Annotated in this window: 20 protein-coding genes and 1 tRNA gene; 19 read left to right on the top strand and 2 right to left on the bottom strand. The window is 44.0% G+C overall.

Features of this window, described 5'->3' with window-relative positions; translation table 11 throughout:
• Positions 1-502: 502 nt before the first annotated feature.
• From H2O73_RS19675 to luxS, 9 genes are all read left to right on the top strand, one after another.
• Positions 503-757, top strand: coding sequence for an oxaloacetate decarboxylase subunit gamma (locus H2O73_RS19675; RefSeq protein WP_182110631.1), 255 nt, complete (start codon positions 503-505; stop codon positions 755-757).
• A 29-nt stretch (positions 758-786) separates the two neighbouring features.
• A complete protein-coding gene (gene oadA / locus H2O73_RS19670; protein WP_182110630.1) occupies positions 787-2,562 on the top strand; it encodes a sodium-extruding oxaloacetate decarboxylase subunit alpha in 1,776 nt (591 codons plus the stop codon).
• 9 nt (positions 2,563-2,571) lie between these two features.
• Positions 2,572-3,702 (top strand): sodium ion-translocating decarboxylase subunit beta, encoded by a 1,131-nt coding sequence (locus H2O73_RS19665; RefSeq protein ID WP_182110629.1) that lies wholly within the window; start codon positions 2,572-2,574, stop codon positions 3,700-3,702.
• Between the two features lie 141 nt (positions 3,703-3,843).
• The gene (locus H2O73_RS19660) at positions 3,844-4,794 is read left to right on the top strand and encodes an NADP-dependent oxidoreductase (RefSeq protein WP_182110628.1); all 951 of its coding nucleotides are present in this window, start codon (positions 3,844-3,846) and stop codon (positions 4,792-4,794) included.
• A complete protein-coding gene (locus tag H2O73_RS19655; RefSeq protein ID WP_182110627.1) occupies positions 4,788-5,249 on the top strand; it encodes a YqaA family protein in 462 nt (153 codons plus the stop codon). The genes H2O73_RS19660 and H2O73_RS19655 overlap by 7 nt, the downstream gene beginning before the upstream one ends.
• Before the next feature lie 9 nt (positions 5,250-5,258).
• Positions 5,259-8,117, top strand: a complete 2,859-nt coding sequence (locus H2O73_RS19650) for a M16 family metallopeptidase (protein WP_182110626.1) — start codon at positions 5,259-5,261, stop codon at positions 8,115-8,117.
• A 121-nt stretch (positions 8,118-8,238) separates the two neighbouring features.
• On the top strand, positions 8,239-9,807 hold the full coding sequence (gshA, locus tag H2O73_RS19645) for a glutamate--cysteine ligase (protein WP_182110625.1): 1,569 nt from the start codon (positions 8,239-8,241) through the stop codon (positions 9,805-9,807).
• A 2-nt stretch (positions 9,808-9,809) separates the two neighbouring features.
• On the top strand, positions 9,810-10,421 hold the full coding sequence (locus tag H2O73_RS19640; protein WP_182110624.1) for a transglycosylase SLT domain-containing protein: 612 nt from the start codon (positions 9,810-9,812) through the stop codon (positions 10,419-10,421).
• A 17-nt stretch (positions 10,422-10,438) separates the two neighbouring features.
• Complete coding sequence (gene luxS, locus H2O73_RS19635) at positions 10,439-10,957, top strand: S-ribosylhomocysteine lyase (RefSeq protein WP_182110623.1); 519 nt, start codon at positions 10,439-10,441, stop codon at positions 10,955-10,957.
• A 62-nt stretch (positions 10,958-11,019) separates the two neighbouring features.
• On the opposite strand, the gene H2O73_RS19630 is transcribed toward luxS, so the two are convergent.
• A complete protein-coding gene (locus tag H2O73_RS19630) occupies positions 11,020-11,496 on the bottom strand; it encodes an RDD family protein (RefSeq protein ID WP_182110622.1) in 477 nt (158 codons plus the stop codon).
• Between the two features lie 190 nt (positions 11,497-11,686).
• Between H2O73_RS19630 and H2O73_RS19625 the strand changes: the two genes are divergently transcribed.
• Positions 11,687-11,771: transfer RNA gene (locus tag H2O73_RS19625), tRNA-Leu, on the top strand.
• A gap of 144 nt (positions 11,772-11,915) precedes the next feature.
• On the opposite strand, the gene H2O73_RS19620 is transcribed toward H2O73_RS19625, so the two are convergent.
• Positions 11,916-12,848 (bottom strand): Gfo/Idh/MocA family protein, encoded by a 933-nt coding sequence (locus H2O73_RS19620; RefSeq protein WP_182110621.1) that lies wholly within the window; start codon positions 12,846-12,848, stop codon positions 11,916-11,918.
• A 235-nt stretch (positions 12,849-13,083) separates the two neighbouring features.
• Here H2O73_RS19620 and H2O73_RS19615 point away from each other — a divergent pair, with 235 nt between their 5' ends.
• From H2O73_RS19615 to H2O73_RS19575, 9 genes are all read left to right on the top strand, one after another.
• Entirely contained in the window at positions 13,084-13,785 is a 702-nt protein-coding gene (locus H2O73_RS19615) for a S1 family serine peptidase (protein ID WP_182110620.1), read from the top strand.
• A gap of 442 nt (positions 13,786-14,227) precedes the next feature.
• Positions 14,228-14,533, top strand: coding sequence for a PTS sugar transporter subunit IIB (locus H2O73_RS19610; protein ID WP_182110619.1), 306 nt, complete (start codon positions 14,228-14,230; stop codon positions 14,531-14,533).
• Between the two features lie 103 nt (positions 14,534-14,636).
• Positions 14,637-15,965 carry a PTS sugar transporter subunit IIC gene (locus tag H2O73_RS19605; protein ID WP_182110618.1) on the top strand — a complete coding sequence of 443 codons (1,329 nt, stop codon included), beginning with the start codon at positions 14,637-14,639 and terminating at the stop codon, positions 15,963-15,965.
• Between the two features lie 45 nt (positions 15,966-16,010).
• Entirely contained in the window at positions 16,011-16,319 is a 309-nt protein-coding gene (locus tag H2O73_RS19600) for a PTS lactose/cellobiose transporter subunit IIA (protein WP_075709053.1), read from the top strand.
• A 13-nt stretch (positions 16,320-16,332) separates the two neighbouring features.
• Positions 16,333-17,655, top strand: coding sequence for a 6-phospho-beta-glucosidase (locus tag H2O73_RS19595; RefSeq protein ID WP_182110617.1), 1,323 nt, complete (start codon positions 16,333-16,335; stop codon positions 17,653-17,655).
• A gap of 36 nt (positions 17,656-17,691) precedes the next feature.
• Positions 17,692-18,429 (top strand): chitin disaccharide deacetylase, encoded by a 738-nt coding sequence (gene chbG, locus H2O73_RS19590; RefSeq protein ID WP_182110616.1) that lies wholly within the window; start codon positions 17,692-17,694, stop codon positions 18,427-18,429.
• A 104-nt stretch (positions 18,430-18,533) separates the two neighbouring features.
• On the top strand, positions 18,534-19,532 hold the full coding sequence (locus H2O73_RS19585) for a LacI family DNA-binding transcriptional regulator (RefSeq protein WP_182110615.1): 999 nt from the start codon (positions 18,534-18,536) through the stop codon (positions 19,530-19,532).
• Positions 19,533-19,605: 73 nt separating this feature from the next.
• Positions 19,606-20,007, top strand: a complete 402-nt coding sequence (locus H2O73_RS19580; RefSeq protein WP_182110614.1) for a VOC family protein — start codon at positions 19,606-19,608, stop codon at positions 20,005-20,007.
• Between the two features lie 109 nt (positions 20,008-20,116).
• Entirely contained in the window at positions 20,117-21,373 is a 1,257-nt protein-coding gene (locus tag H2O73_RS19575; RefSeq protein ID WP_182110613.1) for a cyclic di-GMP phosphodiesterase, read from the top strand.
• The last annotated feature ends 192 nt before the right edge of the window (positions 21,374-21,565 follow it).

Genomic DNA, 21,565 nt, shown 5'->3' with positions numbered 1-21,565 from the left:
AGCTGGATAGAGTACCTGGCTACGAACCAGGCGGTCGGAGGTTCGAATCCTCCAGGGCGCACCACCTTCTAAAGCCTCGCAGAAATGCGGGGCTTTTTTATTAACAAAATATTTTCATTTTTGTTACCTTCCATATACAACGTCTTGTTTTTTAATTGCTAATTTCAGAACTTTTAAGCCTATCGCAGCAAAGTACGTTAAGTTCGAATAACGTGGCATAAACAACAGTTATTTGTTCTTTTAACTGTTAGTAATCCAGCTTTATGTGATTTGTGTGACGAATATTTCCCTAGAATTGTGCAATATCATAAAGAGTGCCTTAAACAAAATTGACAAAGTTTAACCAATCGAGATAATCCTAGTCCTCTTGTCGGGATCATAGGATGCATCTGTCGGCAATAAGATGTGCCGAAAGGCACAGCCACGCAATAAGCTAGAAGTTTCATACATAAGAAGCTCAATCGCTTAGGCTATTGTCAGGATGACAAAGAAAGGACGCAAAATGGATAATATTGGAAGCCAATTGATGGACGCTGCCACCCTTATGATTACAGGGATGTCGGTCGTATTTATATTCCTTACAATTCTTGTATACCTCGTTCGGTTAATGTCTCGATTGGTGCCAGAAGAAGTGCCAGAGCCAATCGCCACACCAGCACAGAAAAAACCAGTTCAAACATCTTCTGCTGTCAGCCCACAGGTCGTTGCGGCAATTTCTGCCGCGGTACATCAGTACCGAACCTCAGCTGCGAAATAGCATTAAAGGATTAAAAGGAGTTAATGAGCATGTCTAAACCACTAGCTATCACTGATGTGGTACTTCGTGACGCCCATCAATCGTTATTTGCTACGCGTATGCGTATCGAGGATATGTTACCGATTGCCGCAGAGTTGGATAAAGTCGGTTACTGGTCTCTGGAAACATGGGGTGGCGCAACATTTGATTCGTGTATCCGTTTCTTAGGGGAAGATCCTTGGGAGCGTTTGCGTGAATTGAAGAAAGCGATGCCAAACACGCCAATGCAAATGCTTTTGCGTGGTCAAAATTTATTAGGCTACCGTCATTATGCCGATGATGTAGTAGAAAAATTTGTCGAGCGCGCCCATGCGAACGGCATGGATGTATTCCGCATTTTTGATGCGATGAACGATGTGCGTAACTTCCAGAAAGCGGTCAAAGCAACGGTGGATGTGGGAGCGCACGCGCAAGGTACTCTCTCTTATACCACTAGCCCAGTGCACAATACGGATACTTGGGTTGATTTAGCGAAGCGTCTAGAAGACTTAGGCTGCCATTCTCTCTGTATCAAAGATATGTCTGGTTTGCTTAAACCTTATGAAGCGGAAGAGTTGATCACTCGTATCAAAGCTTCTTGTGATGTTCCTTTGGCACTGCATTGCCATGCAACCACTGGTCTTTCAACTGCAACAGCAGTAAAAGCAGTTGAAGCTGGTATCGATATTCTCGACACCGCAATCTCTTCGATGAGCTGTACATACGGTCATACGCCAACAGAAACCGTGGTAGCAATGCTACAAGGTACTGAGCGCGATACTAACTTGAGCTTAGACCAAATTGAGCCAATCGCAGCTTACTTCCGCGATGTTCGTAAGAAGTACGCCAAATGGGAAGGGCAGCTTAAAGGTGTCGATTCACGTATTCTGATCGCTCAAGTACCTGGCGGTATGCTGACGAATATGGAAGGTCAACTAAAAGAGCAAGGTGCCGCGGATCGTCTTGATGAGGTTCTTGAAGAAATCCCTCGCGTACGTAAAGACCTTGGTTATATCCCACTGGTTACTCCGACATCACAAATTGTAGGCTCTCAAGCGGTGATCAACGTGCTGACGGGTGAGCGTTATAAGAGCATTACCAAAGAGACGGCTGGTGTTCTAAAAGGTGAATATGGCGCTGCACCGGCTGAATTGAATGCTGAACTGCAAGCAAAAGTGTTGGATGGGGCAGAGGCTATCACTTGTCGCCCAGCCGATCTGCTGCAAGCGGAATTAGACAAACTAACGGATGAATTGCTGACCAAAGCGAAGGAAGACGGTATTTCTCTTGCGGAAGATACGGTAGACGATGTACTGACATACGCGTTATTCCCACAAGTTGGTCTTAAGTTCCTTAAGAATCGCCGCAATCCTGATGCGTTTGAGCCAGCTCCTGGTAAAGAAGAAGCAGCTCCAGCACCTGTGGTTGCAGTGGCGACTGGCGGTATCGAAACCTACAGCGTGAAAGTTGACGGTCAGGTTTACGACGTTGAAGTTGGTCCACAGGGTCAATTATCTTCTGTTGCTGCTACCTCTGCACCTAAAGCTGCGCCTGTTGTTGCGTCGTCAGGAAATGTTGAAGCGGTACCAGCACCGTTAGCTGGTAACATTTTTAAAGTGATAGTTCAAAGTGGCGCTGAAGTTGCTGAAGGTGATGTATTGCTGATTCTTGAAGCGATGAAGATGGAAACTGAAGTACGAGCGGCTCGTGGTGGCGTCGTACAAGATCTTCATGTCAAAGAAGGTGATTCAGTTGTTGTTGGTGCACCATTATTGAGCTTAGCGTAAGGGAGTACCATGGAAGGATTATTAACTCTCTGGTCTGAAACCGGTATTGCTAACTTTGAGTTTGGCCAACTGTGTATGATTGCGGTTGGTTGTGCTTTGCTGTTTTTAGCGATTCGTAAGGGCTTTGAGCCCTTACTGTTGTTGCCTATTGGTTTTGGTGCCATCTTGGCTAATATCCCAAATGCTGGATTTACCGAGCCTGGCGGTCTGCTCTACTATGTTTATTATATTGGGATCGACTCGGGTGTATTCCCATTGTTGATCTTTATGGGCGTAGGTGCCATGACCGACTTTGGAGCGCTGATAGCTAATCCGAAAACGTTATGGTTAGGCGCTGCGGCACAGTTTGGTATTTTTGCGACCTTGTTTGGCGCGATTTTGCTTAACTACGTACCGGGTATGGAATTTAGTATGCCAGATGCAGCATCGATTGCGATTATCGGTGGGGCAGATGGTCCAACGGCTATTTTCCTCGCAAGCCAGCTATCGCCGGATCTGCTAGGTGCTATTGCTGTGGCAGCATACAGCTATATGGCGTTGGTACCGATTATTCAGCCACCAATCATGAAAGCGTTGACTACACCGGAAGAGCGTAAGATCAAAATGGCTCAGTTGCGCCACGTGAGCAAAACAGAAAAGATCCTGTTTCCACTCGCGGTTCTGATGATGACCATTTTGTTCCTACCTTCTGCAACACCTTTAGTGGGGATGTTCTGTTTAGGTAACTTAATGCGCGAAGCTGGCGTGGTAGAGCGCCTATCTAAAACGGCACAGAATGAGTTGATTAACATTGTGACCATTTTCTTAGGTCTTGGTGTGGGCTCTAAGCTGCAAGCAGAAGAGTTTCTCAACTTAGAGACCTTAGGTATTCTTGGTCTTGGTGCGGTGGCATTCAGCATAGGTACAGCCGGCGGTGTCTTGATGGCTAAGACGTTGAATAAGTTCTCGAAAGAAGATATTAACCCATTGATTGGTGCCGCTGGTGTTTCCGCTGTGCCTATGGCTGCACGTGTAGTGAATAAAGTGGGACTTGAAGCTAACCCACAAAACTTCCTATTAATGCACGCGATGGGACCAAACGTTGCAGGCGTTCTCGGTTCAGCCGTGGCTGCGGGTATTTTGCTTGCTCTGGTTGGTTAATAGGCTCGAATTTGCGTCCTAATGCGTAGCACACAACTTGGTTAAATTGCGATCAAGTGGTTAACCTAAGCAAACAAAATGTTATATATTCAAAGGGATGCTTCGGCATCCCTTTTTTTACATCAATAAGGATTGGATGGTATGGAAAACAAACAAGTGGTGATCCCACAATTTGGCGAGCCGGAGGTGCTCACAATCCAACGCTCAGTAGTGCCAGAGCCAAAGCGCGGTGAGGTGGTGATTAAAGTCGCTTTTGCTGGGGTGAATCCAATTGATGTAAAAACGCGAGCAGGACTCGGTTGGGCAGCCGCGCAAAACAGAGAGAATCTGCCATGGGTACTCGGATACGATGTCTCTGGTTCGGTTTATCGCTGTGGTGAAGGTGTCGAAGCGTTAGAGGTGGGTGATAAAGTCGCGGGTTTTATTGGTTTTCCATTGCAAGGTGGTGGTTACAGCCAATACGTTACCGTGTTAGAAAGTGCTTTAAGTTTGGTACCAGATTCTGTCACTCTTGAGGCCGCCGCGGCTTTACCTCTTGCGGGGCAAACTGCCATTCAGGCATTAGATAAAGTTTCCGTGCAAGAAGGGCAGCGCATTTTGATCCTTGCGGGGGCGGGTGGCGTGGGGCATATTGCCGTGCAGCTTGCGGTAGCGGCAAAAGCCGAAGTCTTTACTACTTGTAGCGAAGCCAATCTGGATTATCTTGCCACCTTAGGCGCGCATGCGATTAACTACCATTTTGCGCCTGTTTCTGAGCGAGTTGAAGAGGCAGATGCTTTGGTTGATTTAGTCGGTGGAGATGCCGCGTTGGATGCTCTCAAATGTCTGAAAGATGGGGCAAAGGTTGTCACCGTTCCGACATTGAGCGCGGAACTTATTTGTGAAAAAGCCAAACTACTCGGTTTTGAAGCGACAGGCATGTTAGTTGATCCAAATCGAGAACAACTTGATGCGATGCTTTACTTAGTCAGCATTGGTTTACTTAAAACTGAAATTTATCACGTCTACCCAATGGATCAGGTAGTTGATGCCCATATACAAATGGAAACAGGGCATACAAGAGGAAAGATTTTGTTGGATATGCAATGCTAGAAACGTTTGATACCGCGTTTCAATCTATCGCTTTATGGTTTTCTGATTCAGCACTTTGGGTTCTTTTTTTTAGCGGATTTCTTAGTGCAACCTTATTACCCGGTGGCTCAGAGGCTGGTTTAATTGCCACTTTGAGCCTAAATCAATATTCTCCAGCTATGGTTATATTAGTCGCCACACTCGGTAATACCTTGGGCGGCTTAACGAACTATTGGCTAGGTCTCTGGTTACCTAATCGAACTCAAAACGAAAAACACGGTCATAAAGCTATTCAATGGCTAAAAAAATATGGTTATTGGTCTTTGTTTTTCAGTTGGTTGCCGATCATTGGCGACCCTTTATGTCTTGCAGCCGGCTGGCTCCGAATGAAATTTTGGCCAAGTTTTTGGTTAATTCTTATTGGTAAAGCCTTTCGCTATTCTTTGCTGGCTGCTTTGTTCTACGGTTTTTTCTAAGGAAATACGATGAGAAAGTTTTTATTAGGTGCCGTTTCTCTTACAGCGCTATTCGGTTGCACCTCAAATCTCGATTATTCCGTGCCGTTTTTTTCGTCTTTGCCTGCGGGCGTCACTCTTGTAGAAGAAGCCGACGCTATATCCGGTAAAGCGACGATTCCTTACAGTAAGTACACACTTGAAAATGGTTTAACGGTGATCCTATCGCCGGATCACTCCGATCCGTTAGTGCATGTTGATGTGACCTACCATGTTGGTTCAGCACGTGAAGAGATCGGAAAGTCAGGCTTTGCACATTTCTTTGAACATATGATGTTTCAAGGCAGTGAGAATGTGGGTGATCAAGAACACTTTCGTTTGATCACTGAAGCGGGTGGTAGCTTGAATGGTTCCACGAATCGCGATCGAACCAACTACTATGAAACTGTACCAGCAAACCAGTTAGAAAAAATGCTGTGGTTAGAGTCTGATCGTATGGGCTTTTTATTGGATGCAGTTTCACAACGTAAGTTTGAAGTTCAGCGCGATACGGTGAAAAACGAGCGCGCACAAAACTACGATAACCGTCCTTATGGATTGATGTGGGAGAAAATGGGTGAAGCTATCTATCCAGAAGGTCACCCATATTCATGGCAAACTATCGGTTATGTCGAAGATCTTGATCGTGTTAACGTCAACGATCTTAAAGCGTTTTTCTTGCGCTGGTATGGCCCTAATAATGCGGTACTGACCATTGGTGGAGATATCGATGTTGATCAAACGCTAGAGTGGGTAAATCAGTACTTCGGTTCGATCCCGCGCGGACCCGAAGTGATCCAAGCGAAAAAGCAACCTGCCGTGTTGACTCAAGATAAATACGTTACGCTGGAAGATCGCATTCAGCAGCCTATGGTGTTGATCGGCTGGCCAACACAGTACAGCGGTCATCAAGATGAAATGTCGCTAAACGCATTGGCGTCGGCTTTAGGTAGCGGTGCTAACTCGTTGCTTTATCAAAAACTGGTTAAGACACAAAAAGCCGTTGATGCAGGTGCTTTCCAAGATTGCTCTGAATTAGCGTGCAATTTTTATATCTACGCGATGGCACCATCGGGAGATAAAGGACAGCTACAACCTTTGTATCAAGAGATGATGAAGATCTTAGCGGGATTTGAAGCGCAAGGTATCAGCCAAGCTCGTTTGGAGCAAATCACTGGTATGTCGGAGTCATCTGCCGTTTTTGCTCTGCAAAGTGTCACGGGTAAAGTATCACAGTTGGCTGCCAACGAAACCTTCTATGGCGAGCCTGATAGGTTACAAAGTCAGCTTGCACGTATTCGAGCCGTTACACCGGAATCGGTAATGGCGGCGTATGAAAAATACGTCAATGGCCATCACAAAGTGACATTAAGCGTGGTGCCAAAAGGCAAATTAGATTTTGCAGTCTCTCCAAGTACATTTACTACGCCAAAGCGGACACTGCCCAATTACGCTCAAGTGTCTGAGGATGATTTAGCCTACCGTCGTCCACAAGATAGTTTCGATCGTTCGATAATGCCTAAAGTTGCTGAGCCAGTAAAAGCAGAAATGCCAGAGCTTTACCGCGTTTACTTTGACAATGGCGCTGAATTATTGGGAACGATTAGCGATGAAACACCAACGGTACAAATGGATATCCGCTTCCCTGCTGGTGAGCGTTACGCGCCAAAGGGGAAAGAGGGCATCGCTAACCTGACTGCAGCAATGATGCAAGAAGGGACGCTACATTCCAGCCTTGAGGAGCTGCAAGCTCGGCTTGATAAGCTAGGCAGTAGTGTCGCTATCAATGCGGGTAACTACACCACCACGATTTCTTTGGCTAGTTTAGAGAAAAACCTACCGCAAACCCTCGCCATTGTGGATGAAGTGTTGTTTAAGCCGCGTTTTGATGAGCAAGATTTCGATCGTGTTAAGCAGCAAATGTTAGAAGGTTTGGTCTATCAGCACCAACAACCAAGCTGGTTAGCATCCCAAGCGACGCGACAAGTACTATTTAGTGGCTCAATTTATCAACGCCCAAGTGATGGCACTGAAGCTTCGGTAAGCCAACTGACATTAGATGATGTGAAAGCGTTTTATCGTCAGCACTACACACCACAAGGGGCACAGATCGTGGTGGTTGGTGATTTATCGCAAAGCCGTGTTACTGAGCAGTTAGGTTTTATTCAAAACTGGCAAGGTGATGTTGCGCCGCTACTGAATCCACAATTGGTTACGCCTATCTCTGGGCAAAGTGTTTATCTTATTGATAAACCTGGCGCACCACAAAGTATTGTCCGTATGGTTCGCCAAGGCTTACCGTTTGACGCTACTGGCGAGGTATATTTAACTCAACTAGCGAACTTTAATTTAGCGGGTAATTTTAATAGTCGTTTGAACCAAAATCTACGAGAGGACAAAGGCTATACCTATGGTGCAAGTGGCTATTTGGCATCAAACAGAGAAGTCGGTGCTGTAGTGTTCTCTGCGCAAGTAAGAGCTGATGCGACCGTTCCGTCCATTGTTGAAATGCAAAAGGAACTTGAGCAATTTAGCCAGCAAGGGTTAACCGATAGCGAGTTAAACTTTATGCGTTTGGCTGTCGGTCAACAAGACGCATTGAAATACGAAACGCCATCACAGAAAACACAACTACTCGGCACGATTTTAACTTTTAGCTTGGAAGAAGATTATCTTCAACAAAGAAACGAAATTGTCGAGACGGTCAACAAGCAGGCACTAGATGCGTTGGCTAAGAAATGGTTTAATCCAGAAGACTATCAAATCATTGTTGTGGGTGATGCTAAAAAGTTAAAACCACAGCTAGAATCATTACAGATTCCTATCAAAGAGCTTGAAATTGTCCAGTAAAGGACACATTAAAGAAGCATGTTAGTAGGGCGGAATATATCGCCCTACAGTATGTATTAAGCCAGTTCATACTATAAGACTCCGAATATAGCTATGAACCACAGATTAAGGCGACTCAGTTTTGACAGATTTTGCTGCGCGTTTAGAGAAAGTCGCACGCGACCCCGAAGTATTTAAAAACTTTGGTCGTGGTGTGGAACGAGAAACACTTCGCTATAAACAAGGTGGTAAACTGGCGACCACCTCACACCCAGATGGTTTAGGTTCGGCTTATTCCAATAAATGGATCACAACGGATTTCGCAGAATCTTTGTTGGAATTCATTACCCCAGTTTCACACGATATTGATACCTTATTAGCACAGCTCGAGGACATTCATCACTTCACCCAAACAAAATTGGATGGTGAAAAGATGTGGCCACTGTCAATGCCTTGCTATGTTTCAGATGAAGACATCATCAACCTTGCACAGTACGGTGAATCGAACTCAGGCAAAATGAAAACCCTCTACCGTGAAGGGTTAAAGCGCCGCTACGGTAGCTTAATGCAGATCATTTCGGGTGTGCATTTCAATTTCTCATTCCCAGATTCATTCTGGGATACACTGTACGGCGAACAAGATTCATCAGCTCGCCAAGATACAAAATCAGAGGCTTACTTTGCGCTGATCCGTAATTACTACCGTTTTGGTTGGTTAATTCCGTTCTTTTTTGGTGCCTCTCCAGCGCTGTGTTCGTCATTTATCAAAGGGCGTGAAACGAACCTGCCATTTGAGAATATTGGTCAGACACTGTTTTTGCCTCAAGCCACCTCGTTGCGCCTCAGTGATCTGGGTTATACCAGTAGCGAACAGAGCACGCTTAAAATTGGCTTTAATGGTATTGACGAATATTTGGAAGGGCTAAACAGTGCTATTCGCACGCCTTCGGAAGAGTTCGCTAAGTTGGGTGTCAAAGTGGATGGTGAATATCATCAACTTAACAGCAATGTGCTGCAAATTGAGAATGAGCTGTATGCACCGATTCGACCTAAACGAGTGACTGAAAATGGCGAAAAACCATCGGAAGCATTAACTCGTGGTGGTGTTGAGTACATAGAAGTTCGCTCATTGGATGTGAACCCTTACAGCGCAATTGGCATCGATGAAGATCAAGTCCGCTTCCTTGATCTGTTTTTGACTTGGGCTGCATTAAGTGACTCAGAGCCAATGGACTTTTGTGAACAAGCATGTTGGCGCGAAAACTGGAACAAAGTGGTTCTCGAAGGTCGCCAAGTCGGTCTGGAGCTACAAATCGGCTGTAAAGGTGAGACATTATCACTGCAAGCGTGGGCAAAGCGTGTATTCGCTGAGTTGATGCAAGTCGCTGAAAAGATGGATCAAGCTTTAGGTGGCGAAAAGTATCAAGCGGTGTGCAATAAGCTTATCTCGTGGATTGATAACCCAGAACTTACTCTTTCAGGGCAAGTCTTGGCGGATACCAAATCTCATGGTGGATTAGGCGCGCTTGGTCGTACATTAGGTCGTCAATACATTGAGCAGCATCTTGCGCATCAATATCGTGAGTATGACGAGAAAACGATGGAAGATGAGGTTGCTCGCTCTTCTGCTGCTCAGCGAGCGCAAGAGCAATCTGATACGTTAAACTTCGATGACTTTTTAGCGGATTATTTTTCTTATTTGAAGCAGTAACTATGTCCAAAGAACGGATTCTAAAACTGACTCTACTTGTTAGTGTAGCCAGCATTGCTGGCTGTGCTACGCCACCGCCTGCCAATCAAAGCAATATTTGTTCAATATTTCGAGAAAATCCGAGTTGGTATGATGATGCAGTCGATATGCAAGAAGAGTGGGGTACCCCAATCAACGTTGCTATGGCGTTTGTGAAGCAAGAAAGTAGTTTTCGTCATGATGCTAGACCCCCCAAAGATTACCTGTTAGGTTTTATTCCATGGGGACGAGTGAGCAGCGCTTATGGTTATGCGCAAGCGCAGGATCCCGCATGGGAAGACTTTCAAAAGGCGACCGACCACGGCGGCTCTCGTACCAGTTTTGATGATTCAATGATGTTCATTGGTTGGTACACCAGTGAGACGCAAAAACAACTCGGTATATCGAAGTGGGACCCATACAATCAATACTTGGCGTACCATGAAGGTCGAGGTGGTTACAAGCGTAAAACCTACCAAGGTAAGCCTTCATTAATCAAAATCGCTCGTAAAGTTGAGCAGCAAGCAAAGGATTATGGCTGGCAGCTTAAACAGTGTCGGCAGGAGTTGGAAAACAATAGAAGCTGGTTTTTTTAATCAGCAGGAGAGGGACGATGCCACTACTAGATAGCTTTACCGTTGATCATACACGTATGAATGCACCAGCGGTTCGTGTCGCTAAAACTATGACCACGCCCAAAGGCGATACCATTACGGTATTTGATCTGCGTTTTACTGCACCTAACAAAGAGATCTTATCTGAAAAGGGAATTCATACACTAGAGCACCTATATGCCGGTTTTATGCGTAACCATTTAAACGGTGACTCAGTTGAGATCATCGATATTTCACCAATGGGTTGCCGTACCGGTTTTTACATGAGCTTGATTGGTACGCCAGACGAGCAGCAGGTCGCCAGCGCGTGGTTAGCAGCTATGCATGATGTGCTAAAAGTGGTGGACCAAAATAAAATACCAGAGCTTAACGAGTACCAATGTGGTACCGCAGCAATGCATTCATTAGATGAAGCGAAGCTAATTGCGCAGGCGATTATTGAGGCTGGTATTGCGGTGAATAAGAATGATGAATTAGCCTTACCAGAAGCGATGCTTCAAGAGCTAAGAGTTGATTGATCACTTCGCATATTAAATAGAAAAAGGAAGGCAATGCCTTCCTTTTTTGATCTTACCGCTTTCTATTGTGCTTTGGCTAATACCACCACTTGGGTTTTTGCCCATATATCATGGAAACCTCGTTTTTGAGGATCGAAAGGTACCGCTAAATTTGCTAGACCGAAACCCGACGTCGCCAAACGGATTAGAGCCTGAGTGATGGTGATTCGCCCACCATCTAAATTGCGTACCTGTATCTTCCACGCGCGCATACCAAGTGTTTGCCCAGCTCGAGTCCAGAAAAAAACAAAGAAGTACACCCACACGACAGCAAGGTAAAATGTATACACCGGGCTCCAAATAGGGTGGTTGCCCAATAGGTCGCTCACATCCACATAAGGGGCGACATTAAGTACATTCATTGCCATCAATGCATGCAGCACCGCAATGACGATGCCAGCTGCCATCATTTCAATCGCAATAATAATTAAGCTATCGTAAAACAGAGCACCAAGTCGGCGTAGTAAGCCCGCTGGTGGAAGTGGCTGGTGGGTAGTCATTCTAGTCACTCAAATAATAAATTAGGCGTCAGGATAATGTTTCGCTTCCCCCGTGAAAAGAGAGCTTGCGCACAGCTTAGTGCTTTGTGGCGAAATTATCAGCAAACGATAGGGGTTTCAGTCTTTTGCACTTGCACGATACGTGTTGTTACGTATAATGCCAAACATCAAAGGGCAATAGCCTAAAGATGCCGGTATGGTGAAATTGGTATACACGACGGATTCAAAATCCGTTGCCTTCGGGCGTGGCGGTTCAAGTCCGCCTACCGGTACCATATTTAAACGATAAAGCCTCGACTCACGTCGGGGCTTTGTTGTATCTGAGATATGTGTATCTAAATTTGGGTAGCAGCATCGAAGATGAGCCCCGACAGGCTCATTTCATCTTTAGCGCAAAGTATTGTTTAACTTAACTTAATTTAATGCGTTATCTCTTTCTTTATCTTTTGGTAGAGCTGCTCGGCAAGTTGGTGGCTAGCCAAATTGCGATCAATCGTGTGGCTTGCCAACTTGTTTGCTCTCACGACATTAAACCAATCCTCGAGCATGGAATGAAAGCCTTTCCCCATTAACATTGGTGTCCAATCTTTCTCGGCGATCTTGCATTGCTCTTCATTGGTTAAGAGCACACCAGAAACAAAAGAATCGAACTCATAGGTTTTGTTTTCTAAACAGACTTGCACTCGTTCTGTTGTGTTTCCAAACTGGCGATTCATTGAGGCGTGGAAAATAGACTGTCCTTGCTGCCATTGTACATCGAGCCTCGCCAGTTGCTTTCCTTGGCGCTGTGCGACGACATGGACCTCTTCTAACGATGATTTGGCTGTAACATTGACGCTATCGAGAGGGTGAATAAAATCATCAAAGACGAAAGTATTCAGATCGCCAGGCAATTGGTAGCGGTTTTTCTCCCATCGAAATGAGAGTATGTCCTGAACCTGACCTTGCTGAAGGTTGGGTAAGTGTTGGTTGAAGAGTGGAATATGACGTCGATTAAATCCGATATAAAGAGGTGATGCGTTTTTTTCAGCAAGCTCGTAGAGTTTTTCCACGTGCTGAAAATTGTCGGCTAACGGCTTATCCACAAAGGTCGCAATAGCATGATTGAGGAAAAACGACGCGATGTCGAAATGGGTTGAGGTGGCTGAGTGGATCATCACAGCATCAATATTGAGGTTTAGCAGTTGTCTATAATCAGTACAATACGCATTGATTCGGTATTTACGCGCTAGTTGCGTAAGCACTTGTTCATGGCGAGTACAAAGAACTAATTCAATCCCTTCCATTTGAGTCAATATCGGCAGATACGCTTTGGTTGCGATATCACCTAAGCCTATAACAGCAATTCTCATTTCATTCACCTCATGGTCTATCTACGCGTTTACTCCTCATCATCCTTTTTTCTTCATAACATTTATCTTGGTGAAATCACAAATAAGCAACTGCTGTTCAATGACTTCTTCACTTAGTTTAGATAACTAGGGGATTAGAGTGAGCGAGTGATTCTGTGTAAATGTCATCGATTTTATTATTGATGAATGAATCAGTACTACATTTGAGTTATGTATTGTGAACTAGATTTTATCGATGTTTTTAATTCGCGCACTGGTAATACTTGTTTTAATGGCGTCCATTCAAGGGTGTGTTACCTCCAATGGCGTATTAGATGATGCTGATGATAATACTCCTTATGTGAATTACTTGCCTGTGGGTATACCGCTTCTTGTCGGCGGTCATGGTACCAGTGTACCGATAACTGAAGAGGTGAGCATAACGGCGAAACATGTTGCTGAATTGGATTATAGTGAAGTAATTGCTTACCACCCTTACTGCGATCTAGCGTTAATCAAGCAAGATAATACAGGTAAGCCGCTACCCACATTAGGTATTATCTTTGCTTACCAACCCGTCACAACGGTAGGTAAGAATATGTTTGGTAAGACGCTCGTTGGCAAGGGACGATATTATCGTGATATCTATTTAATTGATCATGAATTGTTTTCCCATTGTCCAGCGAGCCTCGCAGACGCACCCGTTCAGTCTGGCATGAGTGGTGGCGGTGTTTACAACTCTAATGCTGAGCTCGTGGGTATCATCTCTGCGAAAGCATATGAAGTGCAGTTAACGGACGGTTCAATGGTTGAAACTGACCGAATATCGATATTTGTGCCTCTACTATATGCGCGAGAATGGTTGATTACTGAACTTGATGGCTTTTATGTACATTCTGCTGTTCGAGCGACGCTATTCTCATCGGCTTTTTTTACTGAAGTGATCCCTCTTAACTAAACATCTTGGTCACTAGGTCACTAGGTCACTAGGCTGAGTTGAGGGATATTCTGCATTTGAACTCATTTCTCAAATAAGCACTAGCAATAGGCTTCTTTTACTGTGCGTATCCTATTCTACAATATTGCTTTAATACTCATGCTTTCAGATTCAATAAGATAAAAAGGAGCTGTTAATCGCGAGTATTATGCTAAGAATGAATTTCATTAGTATATTTTCCAATCGCGCTATTGTAATTCTTGTTAAGGATTTTGCGTCATTCAAAAAACTAGTTTCAATTTCGATAATCATTTTAGATAACGACTAATTGCGTCAAAGAAGATAGTTAATGTCACAAAATGAGATTCCCTTCACGAATCGTGCAACCGGTTGCGCTTTTTTGATCTGCTCGTTTTTGATACAGTTTCCCTCGGGTTGATTTTTAATCAAAAAGGAGCGGGCGATGAAAAAAATATTACTGTGCTGTAGTGCAGGTATGTCTACCAGCATGCTAGTGAAAAAAATGGAACAAGCAGCAGCAAACCGAGGTTTAGAGTGCCAAATCGAAGCACTTGCTGTGAATGCTTTTAATGATGCGATTAAAGAATACGATGTATGTCTTTTAGGACCTCAAGTTCGTTTTCAGCTAGATGAGTTGAAGAAAGCGGCTGAAGAGTATGGCAAAAACGTTGCCGCGATCTCGCCGCAAGACTATGGAATGATGAAAGGTGATGCGGTGCTCGATCAGGCATTAGCACTAATTAATTAAATAGTTAAAAACTAAAACTAAATAATAAGCAAAAAAGTAATTGCGCCATATTTACATATATATGGTGTAGGGATTTTTTGTGCCAAAAATAAGGATGGACACCATGAAGCTTTATGATTCGATATTAGGATTTGTCGAAAGGCATATAGCACCACTGGCGGTAAAAGTGGGTAATCAACCCCATGTACGAGCGATGCGTGACGGATTTATTGTTGCAATGCCGTTTATTATCGTTGGTAGTTTTATTTTGATTTTTGTATTTCCTCCGTTTGATCCTGATACCACTATTTCATTTGGTCGAGCGTGGTTAGATTTTTCAGCTGAGCATTTTGATCGGTTGATGATGCCCTTCAATATGTCGATGGGGCTAATGACGGTTTTTGTTACGATAGGCGTGGCTTACAGCTTAGCTAAAGCGTACAAAATGGATGGCATTACCAGTGCTGCACTGGCTCTAATGTGTTATTTGCTGGTGGCTGCGCCTATTACTGAAGGCGGTTTACCTACAGCTCACATGGGGGGAACAGGTGTATTTACTGGTGTTATGTGTGCATTTTTTGCGGTAGAGCTGTATCGCTTTATGAAAAAACACAACATCACGATTCGCATGCCTGAGCAAGTACCACCGGCGATTGCACGTTCTTTTGAAGTGTTACTGCCAGTGCTGGTTGTTTTCGTGACGCTTTACCCATTAAGTATCTTTATTCAAGTTCAATTTGGTATGCTGATCCCAGAGCTAATTCTTGAAGCATTCAAGCCTCTAGTTAGCGCTTCTAATACACTTCCAGCCATTATTGGTGCATTGATTCTATGTCAATTGCTTTGGTTTGCAGGTATTCACGGTGCGGCAATTGTAGTTGGTCTACTTTCTCCTATCTTCCTAACGAATATCGGTATGAACACTGAAGCGTTTATAGCGGGTGAGCCAATTCCAAATATCTTTACTCAAGCTTTCTGGGATTACTACATCTTCCTAGGTGGTTCTGGTGCGACACTGGCGTTAGTTATCTTGATGTGCTTTAGCCGTTCTGCGCACTTAAAGGCAATCGGTCGTATGAGTGCAGTTCCGGGATTCTTCCAAATTAATGAACCTGTAATTTTTGGTACGCCACTTGTTCTAAACCCAACGCTATTTATTCCATTCCTATGTGTACCGATTATTAATGCAACCATTGCTTATTTTGCCGTCAACTTAGGTTTTGTAGGTATGGCTGTTGCTACGGCTCCTTGGACAACACCAGCAATTATTGGTGCTTCGTGGGGCAGTGGATGGACGTTTGCACCAGTATTATTGGTGGTTGGTCTTATCATTCTAGATATCTTCTTATATCTACCATTCTTCAAAATGTTTGAGAAAGAAGTGTTGGCAGATCAAGAGCCTAGTGCCGAAAAAGAACAAGAAGGCGAGTTGCGTCAAGGCGTGACAGCTTAATCAGATAACAGCAGTTTATTCAATTTATATATTTTCGGAGGAAACATGGACCAAGAAATGGTTGTGATGGAGATTATCTGCAACGCGGGTGAAGCGCGTAGCTTGTGCTATGAAGCACTAAAATTAGCTCGCCAAGATGATTTCGACCAAGCACAAGAAAAATTGGCTCTCGGTAAAGAGTGCCTCAATAAGGCTCACTTGATGCAGACGCAACTTATTGAAGCGGATGAAGGTCAAGGGAAAGTGCCAATGACGTTGGTTATGGTGCATGCACAAGACCACCTCATGACAACCATTCTTGCTCACGAGTTGGCGACAGAAATCGTCGCCTTACATCAGAAGTCTGTTGGATAGTGGAGTTGGTAATATGGCAAGAGGTGCTCTTAAGCTCGCCATTATAGGCGGTGGTAGTAGTTATACACCTGAACTTATTGAAGGTGTTATTAAACGTCGTGAATTCTTACCTGTACGTGAAATTCACTTAGTGGATATTGATGCAGGGAAGGACAAACTTGAGATTATTCGTGCATTAGCTACTCGCATGGTAAAAAAAGTAGGCGCAGAGATAGACATTGTCGCCAGTACTGATCGCCGTGAGGCGATCAAAGGGGCTGATTTTGTGATGACGCAATTTCGCGTCGGTGGTTTGAAAGCTCGCGCTAGCGATGAGCGGATCCCGCTTAAATATGATGTTATCGGTCAAGAAACCACAGGACCTGGTGGGTTTGCTAAAGCGCTGCGCACCATCCCTGTAATATTGGATATTTGCCGTGATATTGAAGAGTTAGCGCCAAATGCTTGGATGCTTAACTTTACTAACCCAGCAGGTTTAGTGTCTGAAGCGGTGAATAAGCATACCAAAGTGAAAAGCATTGGCTTGTGTAACGTGCCTGTATCAATGCGCATGATGGTGGCGGAAATGATGAACTGCAAGCAGGAAGAGTTGCAGTTGGAATTTGCTGGCTTAAACCACTTGGTATGGGTACATAAAGCTTGGCTAAATGGTGAAGACATCACAGCCACAGTGATTGAAAAAGTTGGCGATGGTGCGAACTTCAGTATGAAAAACATATTTGAAGAGCCATGGGACCCTAGTTTCCTTAAAGCTTTAGGTGCAATCCCTTGCCCTTACCATCGTTATTTCTATCAAACTGATGCGATGCTTCAGGAAGAGAAAGAGAGCGCGGCTGAAAAAGGGACTCGAGCTGAGCAAGTAATGTTGACTGAAGAGTCGCTATTTAAGCTTTATCAAGATGAAAATCTTGACGTGAAACCGAAAGAGCTTGAAGAGCGTGGTGGTGCTTATTACTCCGATGCTTCGCTAAATTTGGTTGATGCAATTTACAATAATCGCAATGGTATTCATGTGGTTAACGTGCCAAACAATGGTGCAATTAACACACTACCCGATGATGCTGTGATTGAATGTAGTGCAGTGGTCGGGAATTGGGGAGCCAAGCCAGTTTCGGTTGGTCAACTATCTGCCAACGTACTAGGTTTGCTTCATCAAGTGAAAGCTTATGAGCAACTTGCTATTGAGGCGGCGGTATTTGGGGATTACGACAAAGCATTGATGGCTTTAGCGAATAACCCACTTGTGCCTGACATTAAGCGAGCCAAAGCTATTTTGAACGACATATTGCGTGAAAACGCGGAGTATTTACCACAATTTAAATTGACCACGCTATAGAGTTAGTGAGTCAAACAGAGAATAGTTGGGGAAAAGATGAGAGTCATTTTTAATGCAGACGACTTTGGACTAACGGAAGGCGTGAACAACGGAATTGCCGCGGCTTTTCGTCAAGGAGTGGTCCGCTCGACAACATTTATGGTGGATATGCCAGGAGAAGCGCATGCAGTAACGTTGGCTGCGAGCATGCCGGACCTAAAAATAGGGCTACATTTGCGATTTACAGCAGGTAAACCTCTAACACAGCATAAATCCCTCGTTGATGAGCATGGTCTTTTCCCTACTATTCCTGGTTTTTGGCAGAAACGAGATTTTGACCCTGTCGAAATATATGAAGAAGTGGTCGCACAAGTTGAGCATTTCTTAGCATTAGGACTAAAGCTTAGTCATATAGATGGTCATCATCATGCGCATACTCATCCACAGGTGGCACCGATAGTGTATGAAGTTGCCAAGCAATATGGTGTGCCTCTCCGTGGTGTGGGTTTGGCAGGTCATGAGGAATTTGGCTGTCGTTATCATTTTACTGAGCAATTTTACGATACAAAAATCACAGTGCAGCATGCTAAAGAGTTGATGTTGGAGCATGAGAAGCAGTGTGATGTGTTAGAAGTCATGTGTCACCCTGCATTGGTTGATGCTCAATTGAGGTCAATGAGTAGTTACCTTGCTCAACGAGAGCAAGAACTAGAAACGCTGACCTCAACAGAATTTATCTCTTTCTTAAGAGAGCGTGATATCCAAGTCACGGATTACTCGGTGCTTACTTATTAGAAGTGCTATCCATGTGTATCATAGCAGCTGCCAGTGTTTTTCCCCCTAACGTTTAGTCACTGGCAGCTGTTTTCTCTTTTTTTATCAATATTAATGAAGGTTATATGGCAAGAATAAAAGATGTCGCAGCTCTTGCTGGCGTTAATCGTTCAACAGTTTCAAGAATCATTAATGGCGAAGGAAAATTTAAAGAGGAAACCAAGAAGAAAGTTGAGCAAGCAATGGCAGAGCTCAACTATCGACCAAGTGCAATTGCACGATCGCTTGCCACATCATCAAGCAACATGATGGGATTACTAGTAACGTATTACACTGGTGGATTCTTTGGAGCCATGATGGAGCAAGTACAAAACGAATTTGATACCCACTCTAAATTCTTAATCACAGCTCAAGGTCATCATTCAAAAGAAGGTGAAAGGCACGCAATCGAGCGTTTTCACGCGCTACGTTGTGATGGCTACATATTACATAGTCGGCATCTTAGCGACGAAGATATATGTGAACTTGCTCAGCAACACCCACCGTTTGTTTTACTTGATCGTGTAGTTCCAACGCTCGAAGAGCGTTGTATTCGTTTCAATCATCATAAAGCGAGTGAAATGGCGGTGAAGCATCTGCTTGCACGAAATCATAGCTTGATTGGTTGTATTACGGGACCGACATGGCGAGAAAATAGCTTACAGCGCAAACAAGGCTATCTCGACACCATGAAAGAAGCGGGAATCGAAGTGAATGAATCTTGGTGTGAAGAAGGTAATTACGGGGCGCGAAGTGGCTATCTCGCAACACAGAAGCTATTAGAACGACACCCAGAATTGACGGCTATCTTTTCTTGTAGTGAAGAAATGACGGTCGGGGCAATGCAATATCTACACGAGCATGATTTGCGAGTACCGGAAGATATTTCCATTGTCAGCTTTGACAGTGTTGATCGTTGCAAAGAACTATATCCTGCGGTGACAGCAGTTTGTTTCCCCATTAGTGATATGGCGCAATCAGCGGTTCAAGTCTTAATGAACCTATTGAATGATAAAGCGACGTTGAGCAATTATGAATTTCCACCGGAATTAATAATAGGTAAAGCCGATCGTTTTTTAACTTAGGACTAAAGTCCTAATTACTTCTGCTCATAGTTAGCTATTCTTAATAAAAACAACAAGTTTATTAAGGGATGCTATGTACCAACTTACTCCATACCTATTTTTTGCAGGGCGTTGTAATGAAGCGCTTGAGTTTTATACCCGCTGTTTTGAGGGCGTGGTACTGACTAAGCAATACTTTCGTGATGCGCCACAGCCCATTGAAGGTGCGAATCCTGACTGGATTATGCATTCCGAGATTGAAGCATTTGGTTTGAAATTGATGCTTTCGGATGGGATGGTTGTCAATGAGTTAGCGGGTAACAATGTTGCACTGTCATTAGTGATGGATAACCTAGATGATCAAGCGCGTCTTTTCGATAAACTCTCCCAAGGAGGGCATATAATGATGCCTTTGGGCGATACGTTTTGGGGGGCGCGATTTGGTAAGGTGGAAGACCAATTTGGGGTGCGATGGATGCTGCATTGCGACCACTAATTAATGTGTCTAAATTCTATCAGCGTCTCACTTGTAAAATGTAAATCTAGATTTATAGAATCTATTGGCTAGACTATGCTACGTTTTGGTTGGTAGGTAGCTTAAAAGCGTGGCAAATATCAAAATTACGGTTGATCGTATTCAACCTGGCTTATATGTTCGATTGCCGGTTAAATGGAACGATCATCCTTTCCTTTTTAATAGTTTCAAAATTAAATCCCATGAACAAGTGCGGATCATTCGTCACTTGGGGCTCAAGTATGTCTACGTCAATATGCAGCAAAGCGATGTTGACCCTTTGCCAGTACAAGATGCAATAGAGGCGAGTGATTCCACTTCCAATGAAGCAATGGATAAACGAGCGAATCAATTGTGGCAAGAAAAACAGCAGCGCATCGAGCGAATGAGTGCTTACCGCAGACGTGTAGCCAATTGTGAAAAAGAATTCGAACGATCGCTAGCACGGATGCGAGCGGTGATGACGAAAATTCGTAACCGCCCAGAACTGGCAGTAAATGAAGCCTCACTATTAGTAGAAGATATCGTTGATAGATTGCTATCCAACGAAGACGTCACGCTGCACATGATGAATGGCAAAACAGAATTTGAAGATATCTATTTCCACTCTTTAAATGTTGCGGTTTTAGCAATGCTTATTGGCAAGGCAAAAAAGCTTGATGCCGACAACATTAAGCAGTTGGCTTTTGCTGCTTTATTTCATGATATGGGTAAAGTCAAAATACCAACCGCTATATTACGTAAACACACAACGCTTACGGAACCTGAACAAAACTACTTAAACTTACATACGAAGTATGGAGTGGAACTAGCGAATAGTATTGAGAGCTTTCCTGAGAGTGCGCTTAACGTCATTGCAAACCATCATGAACTGCTTGATGGCTCAGGATACCCTGCGGGGTTGAAGGGTGACGAAATTGATACCTTTACTCAGATCATCACTGTCGCTAATGCGTATGATAATTTGTGCCATCATCAGATTACCGCAAAACAGAAGATACCCTATATCGCGCTCTCTCATCTATATAAGAACTGCAAGCACCTTTATAACAATGAGAACCTAAGTATCTTAATCAAGTTTATGGGTGTCTATCCGCCAGGAACAGTCGTACAGCTATCGAATAACATGGTGGGGATGGTGATCTCTGTGAACTCGGCAAATCTGCTTTACCCAAATGTCATGGTTTATGATCCTGCCGTTCCGCGCACTCAGGCTCCCATTATTGATTTAGCAGAGAAGGAAATAAAAATCCTTAATGCCATATTACCGAACAAGCTGCCGGAAAAAGTACAAGAATATCTTAATCCACGTTCGAGGATATCGTACTTTTTTGATGCGGATGATTAGTTGTACACAGCTTTTTGTGGATAAGCTGGGGGCAGGGTAAGGGAAAGTTGGGTGTAAATAGAGCGTTGATTAATGTATGCACACTTAATCGTTTTTAATGAAAAAAAATGCACTTTGGGGTTGCCATTAAAATTCGATTGCCTATAATGCGCATCCACTGACAGGGCAGACGCCATAAGGCTTCAGCGATAG

The organism is Vibrio marinisediminis (genome assembly GCF_014050145.1).
Lineage (GTDB): Bacteria > Pseudomonadota > Gammaproteobacteria > Enterobacterales > Vibrionaceae > Vibrio > Vibrio marinisediminis.
This window is presented reverse-complemented; position numbering and strand designations above follow the sequence as displayed.

Bases quoted from the DNA above. Each gene is read 5' to 3' on its own strand.
- oadA (WP_182110630.1), top strand. From the start codon at position 787: ATGTCTAAACCACTAGCTATCACTGATGTGGTACTTCGTGACGCCCAT.
- H2O73_RS19595 (WP_182110617.1), top strand. From the start codon at position 16,333: ATGGCAAGAGGTGCTCTTAAGCTCGCCATTATAGGCGGTGGTAGTAGT.
- H2O73_RS19610 (WP_182110619.1), top strand. From the start codon at position 14,228: ATGAAAAAAATATTACTGTGCTGTAGTGCAGGTATGTCTACCAGCATG.
- H2O73_RS19605 (WP_182110618.1), top strand. From the start codon at position 14,637: ATGAAGCTTTATGATTCGATATTAGGATTTGTCGAAAGGCATATAGCA.
- H2O73_RS19580 (WP_182110614.1), top strand. From the start codon at position 19,606: ATGTACCAACTTACTCCATACCTATTTTTTGCAGGGCGTTGTAATGAA.
- H2O73_RS19585 (WP_182110615.1), top strand. From the start codon at position 18,534: ATGGCAAGAATAAAAGATGTCGCAGCTCTTGCTGGCGTTAATCGTTCA.
- H2O73_RS19640 (WP_182110624.1), top strand. From the start codon at position 9,810: ATGTCCAAAGAACGGATTCTAAAACTGACTCTACTTGTTAGTGTAGCC.
- chbG (WP_182110616.1), top strand. From the start codon at position 17,692: ATGAGAGTCATTTTTAATGCAGACGACTTTGGACTAACGGAAGGCGTG.
- H2O73_RS19620 (WP_182110621.1), bottom strand. From the start codon at position 12,848: ATGAGAATTGCTGTTATAGGCTTAGGTGATATCGCAACCAAAGCGTAT.
- H2O73_RS19660 (WP_182110628.1), top strand. From the start codon at position 3,844: ATGGAAAACAAACAAGTGGTGATCCCACAATTTGGCGAGCCGGAGGTG.
- H2O73_RS19615 (WP_182110620.1), top strand. From the start codon at position 13,084: ATGTTTTTAATTCGCGCACTGGTAATACTTGTTTTAATGGCGTCCATT.
- H2O73_RS19655 (WP_182110627.1), top strand. From the start codon at position 4,788: ATGCTAGAAACGTTTGATACCGCGTTTCAATCTATCGCTTTATGGTTT.
- H2O73_RS19665 (WP_182110629.1), top strand. From the start codon at position 2,572: ATGGAAGGATTATTAACTCTCTGGTCTGAAACCGGTATTGCTAACTTT.
- H2O73_RS19650 (WP_182110626.1), top strand. From the start codon at position 5,259: ATGAGAAAGTTTTTATTAGGTGCCGTTTCTCTTACAGCGCTATTCGGT.
- H2O73_RS19630 (WP_182110622.1), bottom strand. From the start codon at position 11,496: ATGACTACCCACCAGCCACTTCCACCAGCGGGCTTACTACGCCGACTT.
- H2O73_RS19600 (WP_075709053.1), top strand. From the start codon at position 16,011: ATGGACCAAGAAATGGTTGTGATGGAGATTATCTGCAACGCGGGTGAA.
- luxS (WP_182110623.1), top strand. From the start codon at position 10,439: ATGCCACTACTAGATAGCTTTACCGTTGATCATACACGTATGAATGCA.
- H2O73_RS19675 (WP_182110631.1), top strand. From the start codon at position 503: ATGGATAATATTGGAAGCCAATTGATGGACGCTGCCACCCTTATGATT.